The 17,919-nt window shown below is 48.7% G+C and carries 13 protein-coding genes and 1 pseudogene; 12 read left to right on the forward strand and 2 right to left on the reverse strand.

Annotated elements, in window-relative coordinates; genetic code table 11:
- The first annotated feature begins 169 nt into the window (after positions 1-169).
- The 10 genes from FYJ34_RS09375 to guaB all read left to right on the forward strand — a co-directional run bounded on the left by FYJ34_RS09375 (position 170) and on the right by guaB (position 12,530).
- A complete protein-coding gene (locus tag FYJ34_RS09375; protein ID WP_154478131.1) occupies positions 170-1,717 on the forward strand; it encodes a YifB family Mg chelatase-like AAA ATPase in 1,548 nt (515 codons plus the stop codon).
- 15 nt (positions 1,718-1,732) lie between these two features.
- Entirely contained in the window at positions 1,733-2,911 is a 1,179-nt protein-coding gene (gene dprA / locus FYJ34_RS09380; RefSeq protein WP_330582572.1) for a DNA-processing protein DprA, read from the forward strand.
- 40 nt (positions 2,912-2,951) lie between these two features.
- On the forward strand, positions 2,952-5,036 hold the full coding sequence (gene topA, locus FYJ34_RS09385) for a type I DNA topoisomerase (protein WP_154478132.1): 2,085 nt from the start codon (positions 2,952-2,954) through the stop codon (positions 5,034-5,036).
- 61 nt (positions 5,037-5,097) lie between these two features.
- Positions 5,098-5,880 carry a GTP-sensing pleiotropic transcriptional regulator CodY gene (gene codY, locus FYJ34_RS09390; RefSeq protein WP_154478134.1) on the forward strand — a complete coding sequence of 261 codons (783 nt, stop codon included), beginning with the start codon at positions 5,098-5,100 and terminating at the stop codon, positions 5,878-5,880.
- A gap of 4 nt (positions 5,881-5,884) precedes the next feature.
- On the forward strand, positions 5,885-6,184 hold the full coding sequence (locus tag FYJ34_RS09395; RefSeq protein ID WP_235899425.1) for a hypothetical protein: 300 nt from the start codon (positions 5,885-5,887) through the stop codon (positions 6,182-6,184).
- A gap of 126 nt (positions 6,185-6,310) precedes the next feature.
- Complete coding sequence (locus FYJ34_RS09400; RefSeq protein ID WP_154478142.1) at positions 6,311-6,595, forward strand: co-chaperone GroES; 285 nt, start codon at positions 6,311-6,313, stop codon at positions 6,593-6,595.
- A gap of 31 nt (positions 6,596-6,626) precedes the next feature.
- Positions 6,627-8,252 carry a chaperonin GroEL gene (groL, locus tag FYJ34_RS09405; protein WP_154478144.1) on the forward strand — a complete coding sequence of 542 codons (1,626 nt, stop codon included), beginning with the start codon at positions 6,627-6,629 and terminating at the stop codon, positions 8,250-8,252.
- Between the two features lie 326 nt (positions 8,253-8,578).
- Positions 8,579-9,067: a DUF6106 family protein gene (locus FYJ34_RS09410; protein ID WP_154478145.1), complete on the forward strand. Its 489-nt coding sequence runs from the start codon at positions 8,579-8,581 to the stop codon at positions 9,065-9,067.
- Positions 9,068-9,269: 202 nt separating this feature from the next.
- A complete protein-coding gene (locus FYJ34_RS09415) occupies positions 9,270-10,940 on the forward strand; it encodes a SpaA isopeptide-forming pilin-related protein (protein ID WP_173017092.1) in 1,671 nt (556 codons plus the stop codon).
- A 135-nt stretch (positions 10,941-11,075) separates the two neighbouring features.
- On the forward strand, positions 11,076-12,530 hold the full coding sequence (guaB, locus tag FYJ34_RS09420) for an IMP dehydrogenase (RefSeq protein ID WP_154478149.1): 1,455 nt from the start codon (positions 11,076-11,078) through the stop codon (positions 12,528-12,530).
- A gap of 191 nt (positions 12,531-12,721) precedes the next feature.
- On the opposite strand, the pseudogene FYJ34_RS15170 reads toward guaB, so the two are convergent.
- Positions 12,722-14,730, reverse strand: a pseudogene (locus tag FYJ34_RS15170) (oxidoreductase).
- 432 nt (positions 14,731-15,162) lie between these two features.
- Between FYJ34_RS15170 and FYJ34_RS09430 the strand changes: the two are divergent.
- Positions 15,163-15,957 carry a shikimate kinase gene (locus FYJ34_RS09430; RefSeq protein ID WP_154478883.1) on the forward strand — a complete coding sequence of 265 codons (795 nt, stop codon included), beginning with the start codon at positions 15,163-15,165 and terminating at the stop codon, positions 15,955-15,957.
- Positions 15,950-16,456 carry a YqeG family HAD IIIA-type phosphatase gene (locus tag FYJ34_RS09435; protein ID WP_154478151.1) on the forward strand — a complete coding sequence of 169 codons (507 nt, stop codon included), beginning with the start codon at positions 15,950-15,952 and terminating at the stop codon, positions 16,454-16,456. Before FYJ34_RS09430 ends, FYJ34_RS09435 begins: the two co-directional genes overlap by 8 nt.
- Before the next feature lie 19 nt (positions 16,457-16,475).
- Here the strand turns inward: FYJ34_RS09435 and FYJ34_RS09440 are convergent, their stop codons facing one another.
- Positions 16,476-17,912, reverse strand: coding sequence for an MATE family efflux transporter (locus tag FYJ34_RS09440; protein WP_154478152.1), 1,437 nt, complete (start codon positions 17,910-17,912; stop codon positions 16,476-16,478).
- Positions 17,913-17,919 lie beyond the last annotated feature (7 nt).

The raw sequence follows: 17,919 nt of genomic DNA on the forward strand, positions 1-17,919 counted from the left end.
AGGCATAAAAAAGAGAAAAATAAAAGACCGGCAGACTGTGAATTGACACAGAAAAAGAAATGGGATAAGATGAACACATCTTATCCATTTTTTATTTTCAATCAAAGTCCGGATCGGACACAATTCAAAACAAACCCAAACAATACAACAGAATAAAGGAGGAAGGAGAATGGCGTTTAGCAGAGTTCTGTCTGCGGCGATCTGGGGGCTCCATGTGAAAAAAATCCATGTAGAGACGGATATCAGCAACGGGCTTCCGCTGTTTCAGATGGTGGGATATTTATCATCAGAGGTCAGGGAAGCTTCTGAACGGGTCAGGACGGCGATCCGGAATTCAGGCATCCAGATGCCGCCCAGGCGGATCGTGGTCAATCTGGCACCGGCAGTGCTGAGAAAGCAGGGCACCTGGTTTGATCTTGCGATCGCACTGTCTTTGCTGGAGGGAATGGAGCTATTTCCGAAAGGAAAGCTGGAAGGGATCCTGGTGGTAGGAGAATTGGGGCTGGATGGCGGAGTACGGAAGGTAGCGGGAATCCTGCCTATCGTGCTCTATGCAAAAGAGCAGGGATTTCATACCTGTATGCTTCCCCGGGATAATGCCAGTGAGGGAAGGCTGGCAGAAGGGATCCGGATTCTGGGAGTAGGCAGCCTGCGGGAAGCAGTAGCGTATCTGCGGGGAAATCTCGAAGGATTTAAAGAAAAGGCAGAAGAAAAAAGGACAGAAGAGAAAAAGATAGAAAAAGAAACGAATCAATTTATAAATGATTTCCGGGAAGTACAGGGACAGGAAATCGTAAAAAGGGCGGTTGAAGTCAGTGTGGCAGGAGGACACAATCTGCTGCTCTTAGGTCCGCCCGGAAGCGGGAAATCTATGATCGCCGCCCGGATCCCTACTATTTTGCCGGAACTGACCCGGGAAGAACAGATAGAGATCACCAAGATCTATAGTGTGCTGGGCAAGCTGAATACAGAACATCCGTTATTAGAAGCAAGACCATTTCGCAGTGTTCACCACACAGTGACTAAGACTACGTTGGCAGGAGGAGGCAGGATTCCCGCTCCGGGGGAGATCAGTCTGGCACATAAAGGAGTTCTGTTTCTGGATGAGATGGCAGAATTTCAAAAGGCCGTGCTGGAAGTATTAAGACAGCCCATGGAAGAAAAAGAGATAGAGATCCAAAGAGTGCAGGCAAGCTGTGTGTTTCCGGCAGATTTTATGCTGGTGGGAGCCATGAATCCCTGTCCCTGCGGGAATTATCCGGATGAGGAAACCTGTGTATGCACACCGCATCAGATCCGTACCTACCTGGGAAAGATCAGTCAGCCTATGCTGGATCGCATGGATGTTTGCATTGAAACGCCAAAGCTTTCCTACGAAGTTCTGCGAAGAAAGGAGGAGGGAGAAAGCTCCCGGATGATCCGGGAAAGAGTGCAGAGGACGAGAGACATCCAAAAGGAGAGGTACAGAGAAAAAGAATTTCTGGTGAATGCCCGGTTAAAACCAAAGGATCTGGAAGAGTTTTGTCACCTGGGACCTGTGGAGGAGGAAGTGATGAAGCAAGCATTTAAAAAGCTGGATCTGACAGCCAGAACCTACCATAAGATATTAAAAGTGGCGCGTACCATTGCGGATATGGACGAAAGCGAAAAGATTTCAGCGGTTCATCTAAAGGAGGCGATCGGCTATCGGATGCTGGACAAGAGATATTGGAAATAGAGAAGGGAGTAGTCTGTGAAAGTGAAACAGAAAGAGGAAAAAGAAGAAAGTCAGGAAGAACTGAAACAAAGAGAGAAAGCGCAGGAAGAAAACGGACAGAAGCAGGAAGAGGAGACAGATGTTCCTTACGAAGCGTGGTTTGCCTCCATTTGGCAGATCCGCGGGAAAAAGAAGAAACGCCTGCAGGAAATGCTGGGAAGTGGAAGAGAAGTCTATCATCTGAAACGAGAACTGCTGGATAAGCTGAATATCCTGACAGACAGAGAAAAAGAGATTCTGTGGAAGGCCAGGGAAGCACTCTGTCCGAAAAAGGCATGGGAAAAACTGAAAAAGGAGCAGGTATCGTTTCTTCCTTATCATGCGGCGGAGTTTCCGGAAAGGCTAAGGAGGATAGAGGACGGGCCGTATGGAATTTATTTTAAGGGACGGCTGCCAAAAGAAGGGCAGAAAACGGCGGCTATCGTAGGGGCCAGACAGTGCAGTCGTTATGGGGAAAGGTTTGCCCTGGAATATGGAAAAGTCCTTGGGAAAGCCGGGGTGCAGATCATCAGTGGAATGGCGCGGGGGATTGACGGAGCGGCACAAAGGGGAGCCATAATCGGAGAGGGATATAGCTGCGGCGTCCTGGGAAGCGGTGTGGACATCTGCTACCCCAGAGAAAACAGAGGTCTGTATGCGGATCTGGCAGAAACAGGAGGACTTTTGTCGGAATATCCGCTGGAAGAACGCCCCCGACCGGAATTTTTTCCCAGGAGGAACCGGTTGATCAGCGGCCTGTCAGATGTGACGATTATAATAGAAGCAAGAGAAAAAAGCGGATCCTTTATTACGGCGGATTTTGCGTTGGAACAAGGGAAAGACGTCTATGCACTGCCGGGCCCAGCAGACAGTACATTAAGCCGGGGCTGCCACCGTCTGATCGCCCAGGGAGCGGGAATTTTGCTGTCTCCAAAAGATCTGCTAAGAGAATTGGGGATGACAGAGGCGACATCCTGTGATTTTGAGAAAACAGAGAAAGTGCTTGAAAAAGAAACAGATATAGTGTATAGTTGTGTCGATTTATCCCCAAAGAGTCTGCATCAGCTGGCAGAAGAGACAAAACTTACGGGGAAAGTTCTTATGGAACGACTGATCACGCTGGAATTGATGGGACATATCGAAGAAGTTTCAAAGAATTACTACAGAAGAGTTTAGGATAGAAGCAAGGAAAAGTGTAGAAGATAAGGAGAATGGCATGGCACGCTGTCTGGTAATCGTCGAGTCACCGGCAAAGGTAAAAACAATCAAAAAATTTCTGGGAAGTAATTATGTGGTAATGGCTTCAAACGGTCATGTAAGAGATCTGCCCAAAAGTCAGATGGGAGTGGACGTACAACAGGATTATGAACCGAAATATATTACGATCCGGGGAAAGGGCGAGATTCTGTCCAATCTCAGGAAAGAAGTAAAAAAGGCAGACAAGATCTACCTTGCCACTGACCCGGATCGGGAGGGAGAGGCCATTTCCTGGCACCTTAGTAAGGCGCTGAAACTGGAGGGGAAAAAGGTTTATCGGATCAGCTTTAATGAGATCACCAAGAACGCGGTGCGAGAATCCTTAAAGCATGCCAGAGAGATCGATATGGATCTGGTGGATGCCCAGCAGGCAAGAAGAGTGCTGGATCGAGTGGTAGGGTATCGTATCAGCCCTCTGCTTTGGGCGAAGGTAAAGAGAGGATTGAGCGCAGGAAGAGTACAGTCGGTGGCGCTGCGTCTGATCGCAGACAGGGAGGAAGAGATCAACAGCTTTATTCCCGAGGAATACTGGACTCTGGATGCAAAGCTGAAGGTCAAGGGAGAGAAGAAGCCTCTGACTGCGAAGCTCTATGGAACGGAAAAGGAAAAGATTACTGTTTCTTCTCAGGAAGAGATGGACGGGATCCTGAAAAGACTGGAAGGACAAAAGTTTTCTGTAGACAGCATCAAAAGAGGCGAGCGGACCAAAAAACCTCCGGTTCCTTTTACCACCAGTACGCTGCAGCAGGAAGCCTCAAAGGCTTTGAATTTTGCCACATCCAAGACCATGCGGATCGCACAGCAGCTCTATGAAGGTGTGGATATCAAGGGGAACGGCACGATCGGTCTCATCACATACCTGCGTACGGACTCTACCCGTGTGTCAAAGGAGGCGGAAGCAGCGGTAAGGGCATATGTGGGTGCCACCTACGGCGAGCAGTATGCGGTATCGGGAGCAGGAGAGAAGGAGAAGGAAAAAAAGAGCGTCCAGGATGCCCATGAAGCCATCCGCCCCACAGATGTTTCCCGAACACCTGCCATGATGAAGGATTCTCTCAGCAGAGATCAATTCCGCCTGTATCAGCTGATCTGGAAACGGTTTGTGGCCAGCAGGATGCAGCCGGCGGTTTATGAAACGATCTCTGTTAAGATTGCAGGAGGAGAGTACCGCTTTCAGGTGTCCGCCTCCAAGGTGACGTTTGAAGGCTTCCGTTTGGTTTATACAGAAGCCGGAGAAGAAAAAGAAGAAAAAAATACGCTGGTGGGAAATCTGACGGAAGGGTCCGTGCTGACGGAGGACGGATTTGATGCGAAGCAGCATTTCACACAGCCGGCGCCTCACTACACAGAGGCGGCGCTGGTGAAGGCGCTGGAGGAGCTGGGGATCGGACGTCCCAGTACTTATGCGCCCACCATATCCACCATTCTGGGAAGACGGTATGTGGCCAAGGAAAACAAGAACCTGTATCTGACAGAGATGGGGGAAGTGGTCAATACTATTATGAAGCAGTCCTTCCCCACGATCGTAGACGTGAATTTTACCGCCAATATGGAAAGTCTTTTGGACGGGGTGGCAGAGGGAAAGGTAAAATGGAAGACCATCATTGAAAACTTTTACCCCGATCTGGACAAGGCTGTCCAGAAAGCGGAGGAAGAGCAGGAGCAGGTAAAGATCGAAGATGAGAAGACAGATGTGATCTGTGAGCTGTGCGGCAGAAACATGGTGATCAAATATGGGCCTCACGGCAGATTCCTTGCGTGTCCCGGATTTCCGGAATGTAAAAACACCAAGCCCTACCTGGAAAAGATCGGAGTTTTGTGTCCGGTCTGCGGAAAAGAGGTGGTGCTTCGTAAGACGCGAAAGGGAAGGAAATATTTTGGCTGTGAAAACAATCCGGAATGCGAGTTTATGTCCTGGCAGAAACCGTCAGAGAAGGCCTGCCCACGCTGTGGCTCTTATATGGTAGAAAAAGGAAATAAACTTCTTTGCAGTGACAACAAGTGCGGGTATGTTGAAACTATGGAAAATCATAAAAATATTTAGGGAATTCATTGAAAATTACCTGTTTGTATGATAGTATGCTCTCAGAGAATGGAGGGTTCATATGAGTGTACAATTATTAGATAAAACAAGAAAGATTAACAAACTACTGCATAATAACAATTCCAGCAAAGTGGTATTTGATGACATCTGTGAAGTGTTGACGAATATTTTAAAATCCAATGTTCTGGTTATCAGCAAAAAAGGAAAGGTGCTGGGGGAAAGTGCATCCGAAATGGTTCCCTGCATCACGGAAATGATCGAACACAACATCGGCACACATATTGATGAAATGTTAAATGAAAGGCTTCTGGGAATCTTATCCACCAAGGAAAACGTGAATCTTCAGACGCTGGGCTTTTCAGCAGAAGCAGTAAAGGGATACCAGGCCATCATTACTCCCATTGATATTGCGGGAGCCAGACTGGGAACGTTGTTTATCTACAAGGCGGGCGAGCTGTACGATATTGACGATATCATCCTGAGTGAGTACGGAACGACGGTCGTAGGGCTTGAGATGCTTCGCTCTGTGAATGAAGAAAGTGCGGAAGAGTCAAGAAAAGAGCATATTGTTCATTCTGCCATCAATACGCTGTCCTATTCCGAGCTGGAGGCGATCATCCATATTTTTGATGAGCTGGAAGGAACGGAGGGGATCCTTGTGGCAAGTAAGATCGCTGACCGGGTGGGAATTACCCGCTCCGTCATCGTAAACGCACTGCGCAAGTTTGAGAGCGCCGGAGTGATCGAATCACGTTCTTCCGGAATGAAAGGGACCTACATCAAAGTGGTGAACGAGTACGTGCTTCCGGAACTGCAAAGACTGAAAGAAGAAAAGATCAGGTAAGCTTATGTATGAAAAATGTGATGCATTGCTGCAAATGGAACAGCTCTTTTTGCAAGAGGGATTTTTTGACGAAGAACCCCATCCCTGCCGTGTGATCTTTTGTGACCGGGAGGCAGAAAGGATCCATCTGATCTCCACAGAGGCAAAGCTTCCCAGGTTTTCCCTGGATGCGGCATATCTGTGTCAGATAGAAACAGAGGAGGCCAGTGTGTTCTGCCGGGGGACCATCGTAGAGCGATATGAAAATAAAGCAGGAAAAGTTGTGGTATTTGCCATCAAAAACGGCTTTTATAAAAATGTATAAAAATCTTCTAAACTAAACAGAAAGTCTGTTGACAAAGAGGAGAGGGAGTGCTATCTTATTAATAAGAGTTTTAGCACTCTCTTTTTTGAGTGCTAACAAGACTTGTACACAGAAGGAGGAATTACCATGAAGTTAGTACCATTGGGAGAAAGAGTTGTTTTAAAGCAATCCGTTGCAGAGGAGACTACAAAATCAGGGATCGTGATTCCGGGGCAGTCAAAGGAAAAGCCGCAGCAGGCAGAAGTGATCGCAGTAGGACCTGGCGGAACGGTAGACGGAAAAGAAGTAGAGATGCATGTGAAAGTCGGACAGACTGTTATCTATTCCAAATATGCGGGAACTACCGTAGAAATTGACGAAGAAGAATACATTATCGTAAAGCAGGATGATATCCTTGCGATCGTAGAATAAGACAAGAACAGACAGTTAGGAGGAAGCAGACATGGCAAAAGAGATCAAATATGGAGCAGAGGCAAGAAGCGCTCTGGAGGCAGGAGTCAATCAGCTGGCCAACACGGTGCGCGTAACATTGGGACCAAAGGGAAGAAATGTGGTACTGGATAAATCTTTCGGAGCGCCCCTGATCACCAACGATGGGGTGACGATCGCAAAGGAGATCGAGCTGGAAGATGGATTTGAAAATATGGGAGCGCAGTTGATCAAGGAAGTTGCATCCAAGACCAATGACGTGGCAGGAGACGGAACAACGACGGCTACCGTTCTGGCACAGGCCATGGTACAGGAAGGTATGAAGAACCTGGCGGCAGGAGCAAATCCCATCATTCTCAGAAAGGGAATGAAGAAGGCGACAGATGCAGCGGTAGAGGCAATCGCAGGAATGTCCAGCAATGTAAAAGACAAGGATCAGATCGCCAAGGTGGCAGCTATTTCGGCAGGAGATGCGGAAGTAGGAGAGATGGTGGCAGATGCGATGGAAAAGGTATCCCAGGATGGAGTGATCACCATTGAAGAATCCAAGACCATGAAGACAGAACTGGATCTGGTAGAAGGAATGCAGTTTGACAGAGGGTATGTGTCCGCTTATATGGCGACAGACATGGACAAGATGGAGGCTGTTCTGGACGAGCCGTACATTCTGATCACAGATAAAAAGATTTCCAATATTCAGGAGATCCTGCCTCTTTTGGAGCAGATCGTGCAGTCCGGGGCAAGGCTTCTGATCATTGCGGAAGACGTAGAAGGGGAAGCACTTACTACTCTGATCGTCAACAAGCTGCGTGGAACCTTTAACGTAGCGGCAGTGAAGGCACCGGGCTACGGAGACAGAAGAAAAGAGATGTTAAAAGACATTGCCATCCTGACCGGAGGACAGGTGGTATCCGATGAACTTGGCATGGATCTGAAAGAGACCACACTGGATCAGCTGGGACGCGCAAAATCGGTAAAGGTACAGAAGGAAAATACCGTGATCGTAGACGGACTGGGAGATAAAAAGGAAATCGCAGACAGAGTATCCCAGATCAAAATGCAGATCGAGGAGACCACATCAGAGTTTGATAAGGAAAAGCTGCAAGAGAGACTGGCCAAACTGGCAGGCGGAGTGGCAGTGATCCGGGTAGGAGCGGCTACAGAGACAGAAATGAAAGAAGCAAAGCTTCGCATGGAGGACGCTCTGAACGCAACAAGAGCTGCCGTAGAGGAAGGAATCATAGCCGGAGGCGGATCTGCCTACATTCACGCAGCAAAGAAGGTAGAAGAGCTGGTGGAGAGCCTGGAGGGAGATGAGAAGACAGGGGCAAAGGTAGTCCTGAAAGCACTGGAATCTCCGCTGTTCCACATTGCAGCCAATGCGGGACTGGAAGGTTCTGTCATTATCAATAAAGTAAGAGAAGCAGAAGTAGGAGTTGGATTTGACGCCTTGACAGAAGAGTATGTAGATATGGTAGAAAGCGGGATCCTGGATCCGGCTAAAGTAACCAGAAGCGCATTGCAGAATGCCACCAGTGTGGCATCTACACTTCTGACTACAGAATCTGTGGTGGCTAATATCAAAGAAGAAGTACCGGCTATGCCGGCCGGAGCCGGAGCGGGAATGGGTATGATGTAAGAGTACCGCTTTTTACAGAGGAGAAGAGGAGATTCCTGTCTTTCAGTATGGAAAGACAGGGATCTTTTACGTCGATAGGGCATGAGGCTTTGGTACACAGAAAAGGTTTACGAAATCACAGAGATTTCTGTTAAAAAATCTGTTAAAATAGTTTTCCGTTTATGCTATTTCCAGGGATTTATGATATAATAGGCGACAGGAAACAGGGAAAATGCAGATCCGATAAAAGAGACGACACCGTTTCCGGCCAGATAAAAAGAAAGAAGCTGCGGCGCCCGATCCCAAAAGAGAGGGATCCTGGCTCCGGCAGATCAGGAGGTAGATATATGGGAGATTTTTATACAGAAAAAATGGTTAAAAGGAAAGCCGGGGAAAGGGAATTGGCTCCGGCGGCAGGATTGGCGGCAGCAGCCCTGATTTCGGCATATATCGCGCTGTCCAATCTTTTGGGAGTGCTGCTGGTGATCATCTTTGTGGGACTTTGCGTGATAGCGGTCAGAAGAAGCCGGATCGAATATGAATATCTTTTTATCAATGGAGATCTGGATATTGATAAGATCATCAACAGATCCAGCAGGAAAACCGTATTTTCCATGAATGTTTCAGAACTGGAGCTTCTGGCACCGGAAGGAAACCGGGAGCTGGAGCGTTATGGAAATGCCAGGATGCTGGATTTTAGTTCCAACCAGCCGGCGTTCAAACGATACGTTTTGGTTGCCGGGCGAAAGGGAGAGTTGTACCGGGTCGTGTTTGAACCGGGAGAAGAGCTGGTAGAAGGATTTTTTCTGATGGCTCCGCGGAAAGTACTGCATTAATTTTCAGACAAAAAGGATGAGGGAAGCAAGCAAAAGCACAGACAGTTCCAGGGTCTGTGCTTTTCCTGAAGGCTACAGGATGTTTCGCCTAAGAGCAGGAAATACTCCGCGAAAAAGGAGAAACAGAAGAGGAAGAAAGAGATTGCAACCCACCGGGACAGTATGTTATCATAGGCAGAAACAAAGAATGGGGGAAAACAGTATGAAAATGTTTTTAAAGAAAAAAGCAGCCGGCGTTGCTGCCGCTGCGGTAGTCGCAGTCCTTTTCCTAGGAGGGATCCTGCCGGTACATGCGGCGGATACGTGTGAGCTTGGGAAAAATATCAATACCAGGATCAAGGATATCACCATCAAGGAATACCTCTACGGATATAATGAAAGTACGCAGAAGGTGGAGCAGCTTCCGGATCATACGCCTGTCACGGAATGGGTGTATATCATGGAGAATATCAAAGGGACTCTGGTCAACGACGGAAGCCTGAAGGCCGGCGATTATTTTACCTATCAACTGGATCCGGCAGACCGCTTAGGCGGATTTCAAAGCCCGGAGACGGTACAGGTAGGGAATCTGTATGTGACGGATACCAAGACCGGTGAAGAAGTTTTGTTTGCCTATGCAAACCTGGATCCGGACAGCAACAAGATTACATACATCCTAAGTGACTATATTGAAGGAAAAGAAAGTGTTTCTTTTGAGCTGGAACAGGGTTGGACGATCAAACCGGATGTCATCCGCAAAAATGGAGAATATACATTTCAGGACACATTTGCAGAGAAGCCGGTAAACTATACGCACACCATTGCGTATGGAGGGAATGCAGACGAACGGCAGGGAGCGAATACCTTCAGCCTGATCAGCAGGATCCTTTACGTGAATCCGGCTGAAAAATCCTACACACAGATCGGCTATCTGAATCCCAGAGGAACAGAGCTAAAAGGTGGATTTACAGTAGAGTATATATCGGGAACAGAGAATGGAAACTATACGACACCTCTGGCAGATACGGCAGAGTTCCGTGTGTATGAGGTTCCGGACGGCTATGAATTCCCGGATACCTTTGGGGTGGATCTTTCTGCGCTGAAGGATGTTACGGATACGCTGGAGGTTTCCAAGGGAAGCCAGGGATTCACAAAGTACACCATGGGAACGGACACCCAGAAAAGATATGTATTCTATCTGAAAAACAATTATGTTTCCAACAAGGAACTGAACGAGGACAATATTCTGGTAGAGACACAAAAGACCATCTATTCGGCTTTTAATGTGACGACGCCGGGGATAGCCTCCAATGGAAATCATCTGGCGGCAGTCAGGATCCTGGAGAATACGGTAGGAGCATATGCGGTGGGAGGAGAATCTCTGAGAGAGACCTACTGCAACAGGAACAGAAAGATCCAGGTGAAAAAGATGGACGCCTCAAACAGCCAGCCGCTGCAAGGTGCAGTATTTGAGATCCTAAAAGACGGAAAGGTAGTGGAGACGCTTACCACAGGAGCGGACGGATTGGCAGTAACGGCAGCTTTGCCGCTGGGAGACTACAGCATCCGGGAGATCACGGCTCCCAAGGGATACCAGTTGAGCCAGGAGATTACGGAGGTAAAGCTGGAAAGCACGGATGGATCGGTCAAGACCGTTGAGATCACCAATCAGCCTATCCCCAAACAGCCGGACAAGCCTGCCGCAGAGAAGCCGTCTGTTTCAGGAGGTACAAAAAAGAGTGAGAAGGCGGCAGGCAAAGTGGCGGCGCCTAAGACCGGCGACAAAAATTTTGTTCTTTTCTATGTGGGAGGAATGCTGACGGCGACAGCTCTTTTTGGGAATTCTTTCCTGACAAAAAGACGGCTGTACGTGAAAAGAAGCAGTCGGCACTAAAAAGGCACTAAAAAGAGGCGGACATCCGTAAACGGCGGTTGACAAATCCAAGGAAAATTGGTTATTATAGCAGTTAATCAAGTTCTGTAGAACGAAAAATTGAAAACCATGTGAAAAGAAAGAGAGGTTCGTGAAATGGGAAAAATAATCGGAAACGGCATTACGTTTGATGATGTTCTTCTGATACCGGCTTATTCAGAAGTGATTCCAAATGAAGTGGATTTATCCACTTATCTTACGAAGAAGGTAAGACTGAATATTCCAATGATGAGCGCAGGGATGGACACCGTAACGGAGCACCGTATGGCGATTGCAATGGCAAGGCAAGGCGGAATCGGAATCATCCATAAGAATATGTCCATCGAAGAGCAGGCAGAAGAGGTTGATAAGGTAAAGCGTTCCGAAAACGGAGTCATCACAGATCCTTTTTATCTTTCGCCGGAGCACACGCTGGCAGACGCCAATGAGCTGATGAGCAAGTTCCGGATCTCAGGAGTGCCGATCACAGAGGGAAGAAAACTGGTGGGGATCATCACCAATCGTGATCTGAAATTTGAAGAGGATTTTTCCAAGAAGATCAAAGAGTCTATGACGTCGGAGGGTCTGATCACTGCACAGGAGGGGATCACACTGGAAGAAGCCAAAAAGATTCTGGCGAAAGCAAGGAAAGAAAAGCTTCCCATTGTGGACAAGGAGTTCAATCTGAAGGGTCTGATCACCATTAAAGATATTGAAAAGCAGATCAAGTACCCGCTGTCTGCCAAGGATGAGCAGGGAAGACTTCTGTGCGGAGCAGCCATCGGGATCACGGCAAACTGTTTGGAGAGAGCGGAAGCTCTGGTCAATGCCAAAGTGGACGTAGTGGTAATGGATTCTGCGCACGGACATTCTGCAAATGTGCTGCGTACGGTGGATATGGTCAAGAATAAATTTCCACAGCTTCAGGTGATCGCGGGAAATGTGGCAACGGGAGAAGCTACGGAAGCTTTGATCCGTGCGGGAGCCGACGCTGTTAAAGTCGGGATCGGGCCGGGCTCCATCTGTACGACGCGCGTAATCGCAGGGATTGGAGTACCCCAGATAACGGCGGTAATGGAATGCTATGAGGCCGCCGACAAGCATGGGATCCCGGTGATCGCTGACGGAGGGATCAAGTATTCCGGAGATATGACAAAGGCTATCGCAGCAGGCGCCAATGTTTGTATGATGGGAAGCATTTTTGCGGGTTGTGATGAAAGCCCGGGAACCTTTGAACTGTATCAGGGAAGAAAATATAAGGTATATCGTGGAATGGGATCCATCTCCGCCATGGAAAATGGAAGCAAGGACAGATACTTCCAGACAGATGCAAGAAAGCTGGTGCCGGAAGGCGTAGAAGGCCGGGTTGCCTATAAGGGGACGGTAGAGGATACCGTGTTCCAACTGATGGGAGGACTTCGTTCCGGAATGGGCTACTGTGGAACGCCCACCATTGAGGATCTGAAGCAGAAAGGACAGTTTGTGAAGATCTCCGCAGCCTCTCTGAAGGAGAGCCACCCTCACGACATTCACATTACAAAGGAAGCGCCGAACTACAGCGTAGACGAGTAACAGATAACAGAACATACAAACCTCCCCCAAAGGTGGCAGATCAGAAACGGTCTGCTTCCTGCGGGGGAGGTTTTTTGTGAAAATCGATTGTCAGGATTGGGACCAGTCCGTCAACACGTTTTGTCCTACTGCCTCAAAAGAAGAGACAGAGCAGCAGGATAACTTTCTGCGCTCAGGGTGGAAGAAAACGCTTATCGGATAATGTCCAGAAATCCCATCTGATCCAAAGCATTCAGTACCAGATGTCTGCCGGCATCGGTTCCGTCAATGATCCTCCTGGCACGGACAGAGTCTCCAATATTCAATACCTCTACCGGCTCTCCCAGGAACCCGTCAGAAAGCTCGGCCAAAACGGGAGCATATGCCTTCATGCCAAGACATACAAATCCATAGTCGAAGGGTAGCGTTTCTTCCGTGCCATTTTGGTTGACCAAAAAGGCGTCCGGGAGTACTTTGGTCAAAGCAGTGCCGGTCAGTTGTCGTACTTGTCCCTTTTGCAGGAATTCTTTGACGCTTGCTATGGAAGAAGCATCCAGACCGTTTCCGATGGTAGGAAGCATTTCTACCAGAGTGATCTGCGCATTTCTGGACACGAAAAATTCCACTACATCCAGCCCAACTGCTCCGCCGCCGACTACCACCACCCTTTTGCCGGACAGATCTTCCGGATAGCGCTCCACCTCTGCAATAAAATCCAGAATGGAAAAAACAGGTGCGGAAGACTGCAACTGCTGGGCCAACCCATCAATAGGAGGAAGGATGGGAACGGAACCGGTAGCGTTTACTACCAGGTGCGGGTGATACTGTCTGACACGCTCCAAAGTTCCCTCTGTGTTGGTCAGGATGGTCAGATTTTCCAGCTGTCCGGCACGAGCTTTCAGATAGGTGGGGAAATCGGCCAGACGTTTTTTGGCGGGGATCTTGGAGATTTCCACAGACAGTCCGCCGATTTTGTCTGTTTTTTCTAAAAGGGTTACATGACAGCCCACCTCGGCTGCCGTACAGGCTGCCTCCAGGCCGGCGGTTCCGGCGCCGACTACCACCACGTTACAGGGAGAGGACACCTTGTATTTTTTGTAGGCTTCTCCATAGATCAGGTCGGGATTGATGGTGCATCTAAGAGGCTTATTGCCGCCGATACGATTTCCTACACATCCCACATTACAGGAAATACACTTCCGCAGCTGCTGGGTGCGGCCATACTTGATTTTGTTGCACCATTCGGGATCGGCGATCAGCCCCCGGCCCAGTCCGATAAAGTCCGCATCCCCCGCGCCAGGATATCTTCCGCCACCTGGGGATCACGGATGTTTCCGATAGCGATGGTAGGCTTGTGAAAACGGTCGCGTACAGCTTTTGCCATATAAGCCCGCCAACCGTCTTCCAGATAATTGGCATCGATCTGGTATTGGATAGTGGGGTTCAGGCCGGCAGAGGTATCGAACAGGTCCACCTCATCCTGCAGATATTCCAGGTATTCCAGGCAGTCCTCAATGGTATTTCCGCCTGCCACCAGTTCATCCACACTCAGCCGCAGGGAGATGGGAACATGGGGGCCGATGGCAGCACGCACCTGATCGATGACCATACGGCAGAAGCGGGACCGGTTCTTGGCGGAGCCGCCGAATTCATCTGTTCGGTCGTTCATCGTGGGAGACAGGAACTGACTGATCAGGTAAGAATGCCCTGCATGAATTTCTATCAGATCAAATCCTGCATTTACTGCCCGCTTTGCACCAATCCCATAGTCTTTTGCAATAGCTTCCAGCTCTTCCCTGGAAAGTGGCCGGGGCGTTTCTCCGCCGGGCTTGGAAGGAAGTGTGGAGGCAGATACCGGCTGCATTCCGATCCGGGAGCTCATGGCAGAAGCTCCTGCGTGGTTCAGCTGAATACCGATACAGGCGCCCTGTCTGTGACAGGCTTCCGTCAGATTAAACAGTCGGGGAATATAGCTGTCCTTGTCAATCCGAAGCTGCGTGGTCCCATTGGAACCCTCCGGATACTTCACACAGATGTTTTCAACGATAATAAGGCCCGTGCCGCCTCTGGCACGCAGCTCATAGTATCGGATGTGTTCGTCGCTGAGTTCTCCGTCATGTCCTGCAAAATCACTGCCCATAGGCATCATGACAACACGGTTTCGGACTGTCATGGAACGGAGCGTGATAGGACGGAATACATGTGGAAAATTTACTTTCATAGGCCCTCCTTTGATTTGAGATCTGATGGAAAGTTTCCTCAGATCTTTGATGAATTTGATTGATTTCCGATTTCATAAGAAACATGTCCTGTGAAATCAAAAATACTCCGCCAGGATCGCGCTGCGGCGGTAGGGAAACGTGCCGCAAAAGCGACTCGCCGCAGGCGGAGAATCCTGTAGCGCAGGATTCTTTCTTATTTGGAGTATATCGCATTGTTAAAGAAAAGACTAATTAGTAAAAAATGAGAAATAATAGAATTTATCTATGGATAACAGGAAAAACAGGGCGCTGCCATAGGAAATCGGCGGAGAAAGATGTGACCGATGGAGGAAACTGTGGCAGATCAAAGAAACTGCCTTGCGAAGAGAAAGGAAGCTTGCTATAATACAGCAGATACAGGCAGGTTTATGAAAAGAGATATGAGGGAAACAATGAATGAATTGGAACAGTTTCGGGAGCAGGTAGCAGCCTGCGATGAAAAGATCATGGAGATGCTGATCCGGAGAAATCAGCTGGTGGAAAAAATCATGGATTATAAGGAAAGGCATCAGCTTCCGGTGCTTCAACTGCAGCAGGAAGAAAAGCAGAACCGATACTGGGGGGAGAAGCTTTTCGACAACCGGCACAAAGAAGAGCTGTTTGCCGTATTTGAATGTATCAGAAGGAACAGCAAGAAGATTCAGGCCAGAAGGCTGTTTGATTATAATATCGTTTTGATCGGATTTATGGGTGTGGGAAAGACCACCGTATCCGGCTGTCTGAGCCGTCTGTTTGCTCTGGATGTGGTAGAGATGGATCAGGTGATCGCAGAAAGGGAGGCCATGAGTATTCCGGATATTTTTGCCGCCTGTGGGGAAGAATATTTCAGGGATCTGGAGACGGCCCTTCTGGTAGAGCTGCAGTCCCGAAAGCATACGGTCATTTCCTGCGGCGGAGGAGCTGCCCTGCGGGAAAGAAATGTGGCTGAGATGAAAAAGAACGGGAAAGTGGTACTTCTGACGGCAACTCCACAGACGATCTATCAGAGAGTGAAAGACAGCGAAGACCGCCCTTTGCTGAAGGGAAGAAAAAATGTGGAAGCGATCGCCAGACTGATGGAGGAGCGAAGAGAAAAATATGAAGCGGCGGCAGATATTTTGATCTGCACAGATGAAAAAAGTGTTCTTCAGGTATGTGAAGAACTGATACAGCAACTGACAAAAGAAGGGATACAGAAAAATGTTTGAGATGTTTTTTCCCGATCATTATGTGGCAAGCACCTATGTGATCGATTTTGAAAAATTATATAAAAATGGATACAGAGGAATTATTTTTGACATAGACAACACGCTGGTACCTCATGGGGATCCCTCCGATGAGAGGGCGGAAGCATTGTTTCTGCGGCTGAAGGCTTTGGGATTTCAGACCTGTCTGCTGTCCAACAACGGGGAGGAGAGGGTGAAGCTGTTTAACCAGAAGGTACAGACCAACTATATCTACGACGCCCACAAGCCTTCTCGAAAAAACTACCGGGAGGCCATGAAGCGGATGGGAACAAGCCGGGAAACGACAGTGTTTGTGGGAGACCAGCTGTTTACAGATGTATGGGGAGCAAGGCGGACAGGGATCCATAATTTTCTGGTAAAACCGATCCATCCAAGAGAGGAGATCCAGATCATACTAAAAAGATACCTGGAGAAGATCGTGCTTTATTTTTATAAGAAAAAACAAAGAAAGCTGAAATAGTGGGGAGACCTGCGGTGGATCACTTCCGGGAAGGCAACAGGCGGGTTCGCCTGATGTACAGGTAATAGATAGAAAACAGCAATGCGGTGAGAAACCATGATACCGGATAGCTGCCCAGGATCACCAGGATGGAAGGATGTCCGGGGACGACAAACAGGATCCAGAGGATTCTGGCGGCACAGGTTCCCAAGAGGGATACCAGCATGGGAAGAAAGGTTTCTCCGGTGCCACGGATAGCTCCGGAAAGAATTTCACCAAATACATACAGAAGATAAAAAGGAGCAAGAAAATGCATCATGGAGACCACCAGAGGAAGAATGTCGTGGTCGGCCGGATGCAGGAACAGCTTGCCGATGGTTCCGCTGAACAAGTAAAGAAGGATGCTGAGCAAGGCGACGATTCCGGATGTGATAAAAAGTCCGGAAGCGACGCCTTTTTGTATTCTCCTGTAATGTTTGGCACCATAATTTTGCGCCGCAAACGTAGAGATTGCAGCTGCAAGCGCATCGGTGGAAAGCCAGATCAGAAAATCCAGTTTTCCGCAGAGAGCCCAGGCTGCAATGGAATCTGTGCCGGTAGCGTTGATACTGGTCTGGATCATCATGTTGGCGATGGGATAAAAAGAAGACTGAAGTCCCAGGGGGATGCCAAGCCGAAGGATGGACAGCAGGCTTTCCCTGTGAATACGGAAGGGAAAAAGACGAAGCAGGCTGCCTCTTTTTTGTGACAGCGACGGATCAAAAGCCGGAGCCGTCCGAGGGTCCGGGGTCTGTGCATGATCCCGGATCCTTAGCTGGTCAGACGATTTTATAAGCACATACAGGATCAAAAGGGCGCTGACGGTCTGGGAAAGTACGGTGGTAGCAGCGGCACCGGAAGCCCCCAGACGCAGAAATCCTACAAAGAACAGATCCAGTACCAGATTGAGAGAGCAGGAAAGAAGCAGAATGGAAAAAGGAGTTCTGGAGTTACCCACGGCTCTTAAGATCCCGGCGCCAAGATTGTAGAGGAGGGATACGGACAGTCCGAAAAAATAAATGCGGACATAAGAGAGCGTCTGAGAGTAGATGTCCTGCGGAACTTCCAGGAGATCCAGACAAGCAGGAGCAAATACGATCCCCAGAATGGAAAGAAGGACACCTCCTGCAAAAGAGAAGGCGATGGCAGTGCGGGCAACCTGCGTCAGCCGGCGAAGCTGCTTCCCGCCAAACAGCTGGGAAACGAGAATGGTTGCTCCGGCGGAAAGTCCGGTAAAAAAGTTAAGAGGGAGCTTCAACAGATTGTGCACAGAATCAATGGCAGCCAGACCGGATTTGCCGGCAAACTGTCCGATGATAACCGCATCAACGGTAGTATAAAGCTGCTGAAATATGCTTCCGGCCAGGATGGGCAGAAAAAACAGGATCAGCTGTTTCCAGATGCCCCCCCGGGTAAGATCCAGATTTCGTCCTTCCATAAAATAC

The sequence above is a fragment of the Suipraeoptans intestinalis genome, assembly GCF_009696485.1.
Lineage (GTDB): Bacteria > Bacillota > Clostridia > Lachnospirales > Lachnospiraceae > Suipraeoptans > Suipraeoptans intestinalis.

Bases quoted from the DNA above. Each gene is read 5' to 3' on its own strand.
- FYJ34_RS09375 (WP_154478131.1), top strand. From the start codon at position 170: ATGGCGTTTAGCAGAGTTCTGTCTGCGGCGATCTGGGGGCTCCATGTG.
- topA (WP_154478132.1), top strand. From the start codon at position 2,952: ATGGCACGCTGTCTGGTAATCGTCGAGTCACCGGCAAAGGTAAAAACA.
- codY (WP_154478134.1), top strand. From the start codon at position 5,098: ATGAGTGTACAATTATTAGATAAAACAAGAAAGATTAACAAACTACTG.
- FYJ34_RS09395 (WP_235899425.1), top strand. From the start codon at position 5,885: ATGTATGAAAAATGTGATGCATTGCTGCAAATGGAACAGCTCTTTTTG.
- FYJ34_RS09400 (WP_154478142.1), top strand. From the start codon at position 6,311: ATGAAGTTAGTACCATTGGGAGAAAGAGTTGTTTTAAAGCAATCCGTT.
- groL (WP_154478144.1), top strand. From the start codon at position 6,627: ATGGCAAAAGAGATCAAATATGGAGCAGAGGCAAGAAGCGCTCTGGAG.
- FYJ34_RS09410 (WP_154478145.1), top strand. From the start codon at position 8,579: ATGGGAGATTTTTATACAGAAAAAATGGTTAAAAGGAAAGCCGGGGAA.
- FYJ34_RS09415 (WP_173017092.1), top strand. From the start codon at position 9,270: ATGAAAATGTTTTTAAAGAAAAAAGCAGCCGGCGTTGCTGCCGCTGCG.
- guaB (WP_154478149.1), top strand. From the start codon at position 11,076: ATGGGAAAAATAATCGGAAACGGCATTACGTTTGATGATGTTCTTCTG.
- FYJ34_RS09430 (WP_154478883.1), top strand. From the start codon at position 15,163: ATGAATGAATTGGAACAGTTTCGGGAGCAGGTAGCAGCCTGCGATGAA.
- FYJ34_RS09435 (WP_154478151.1), top strand. From the start codon at position 15,950: ATGTTTGAGATGTTTTTTCCCGATCATTATGTGGCAAGCACCTATGTG.
- FYJ34_RS09440 (WP_154478152.1), bottom strand. From the start codon at position 17,912: ATGGAAGGACGAAATCTGGATCTTACCCGGGGGGGCATCTGGAAACAG.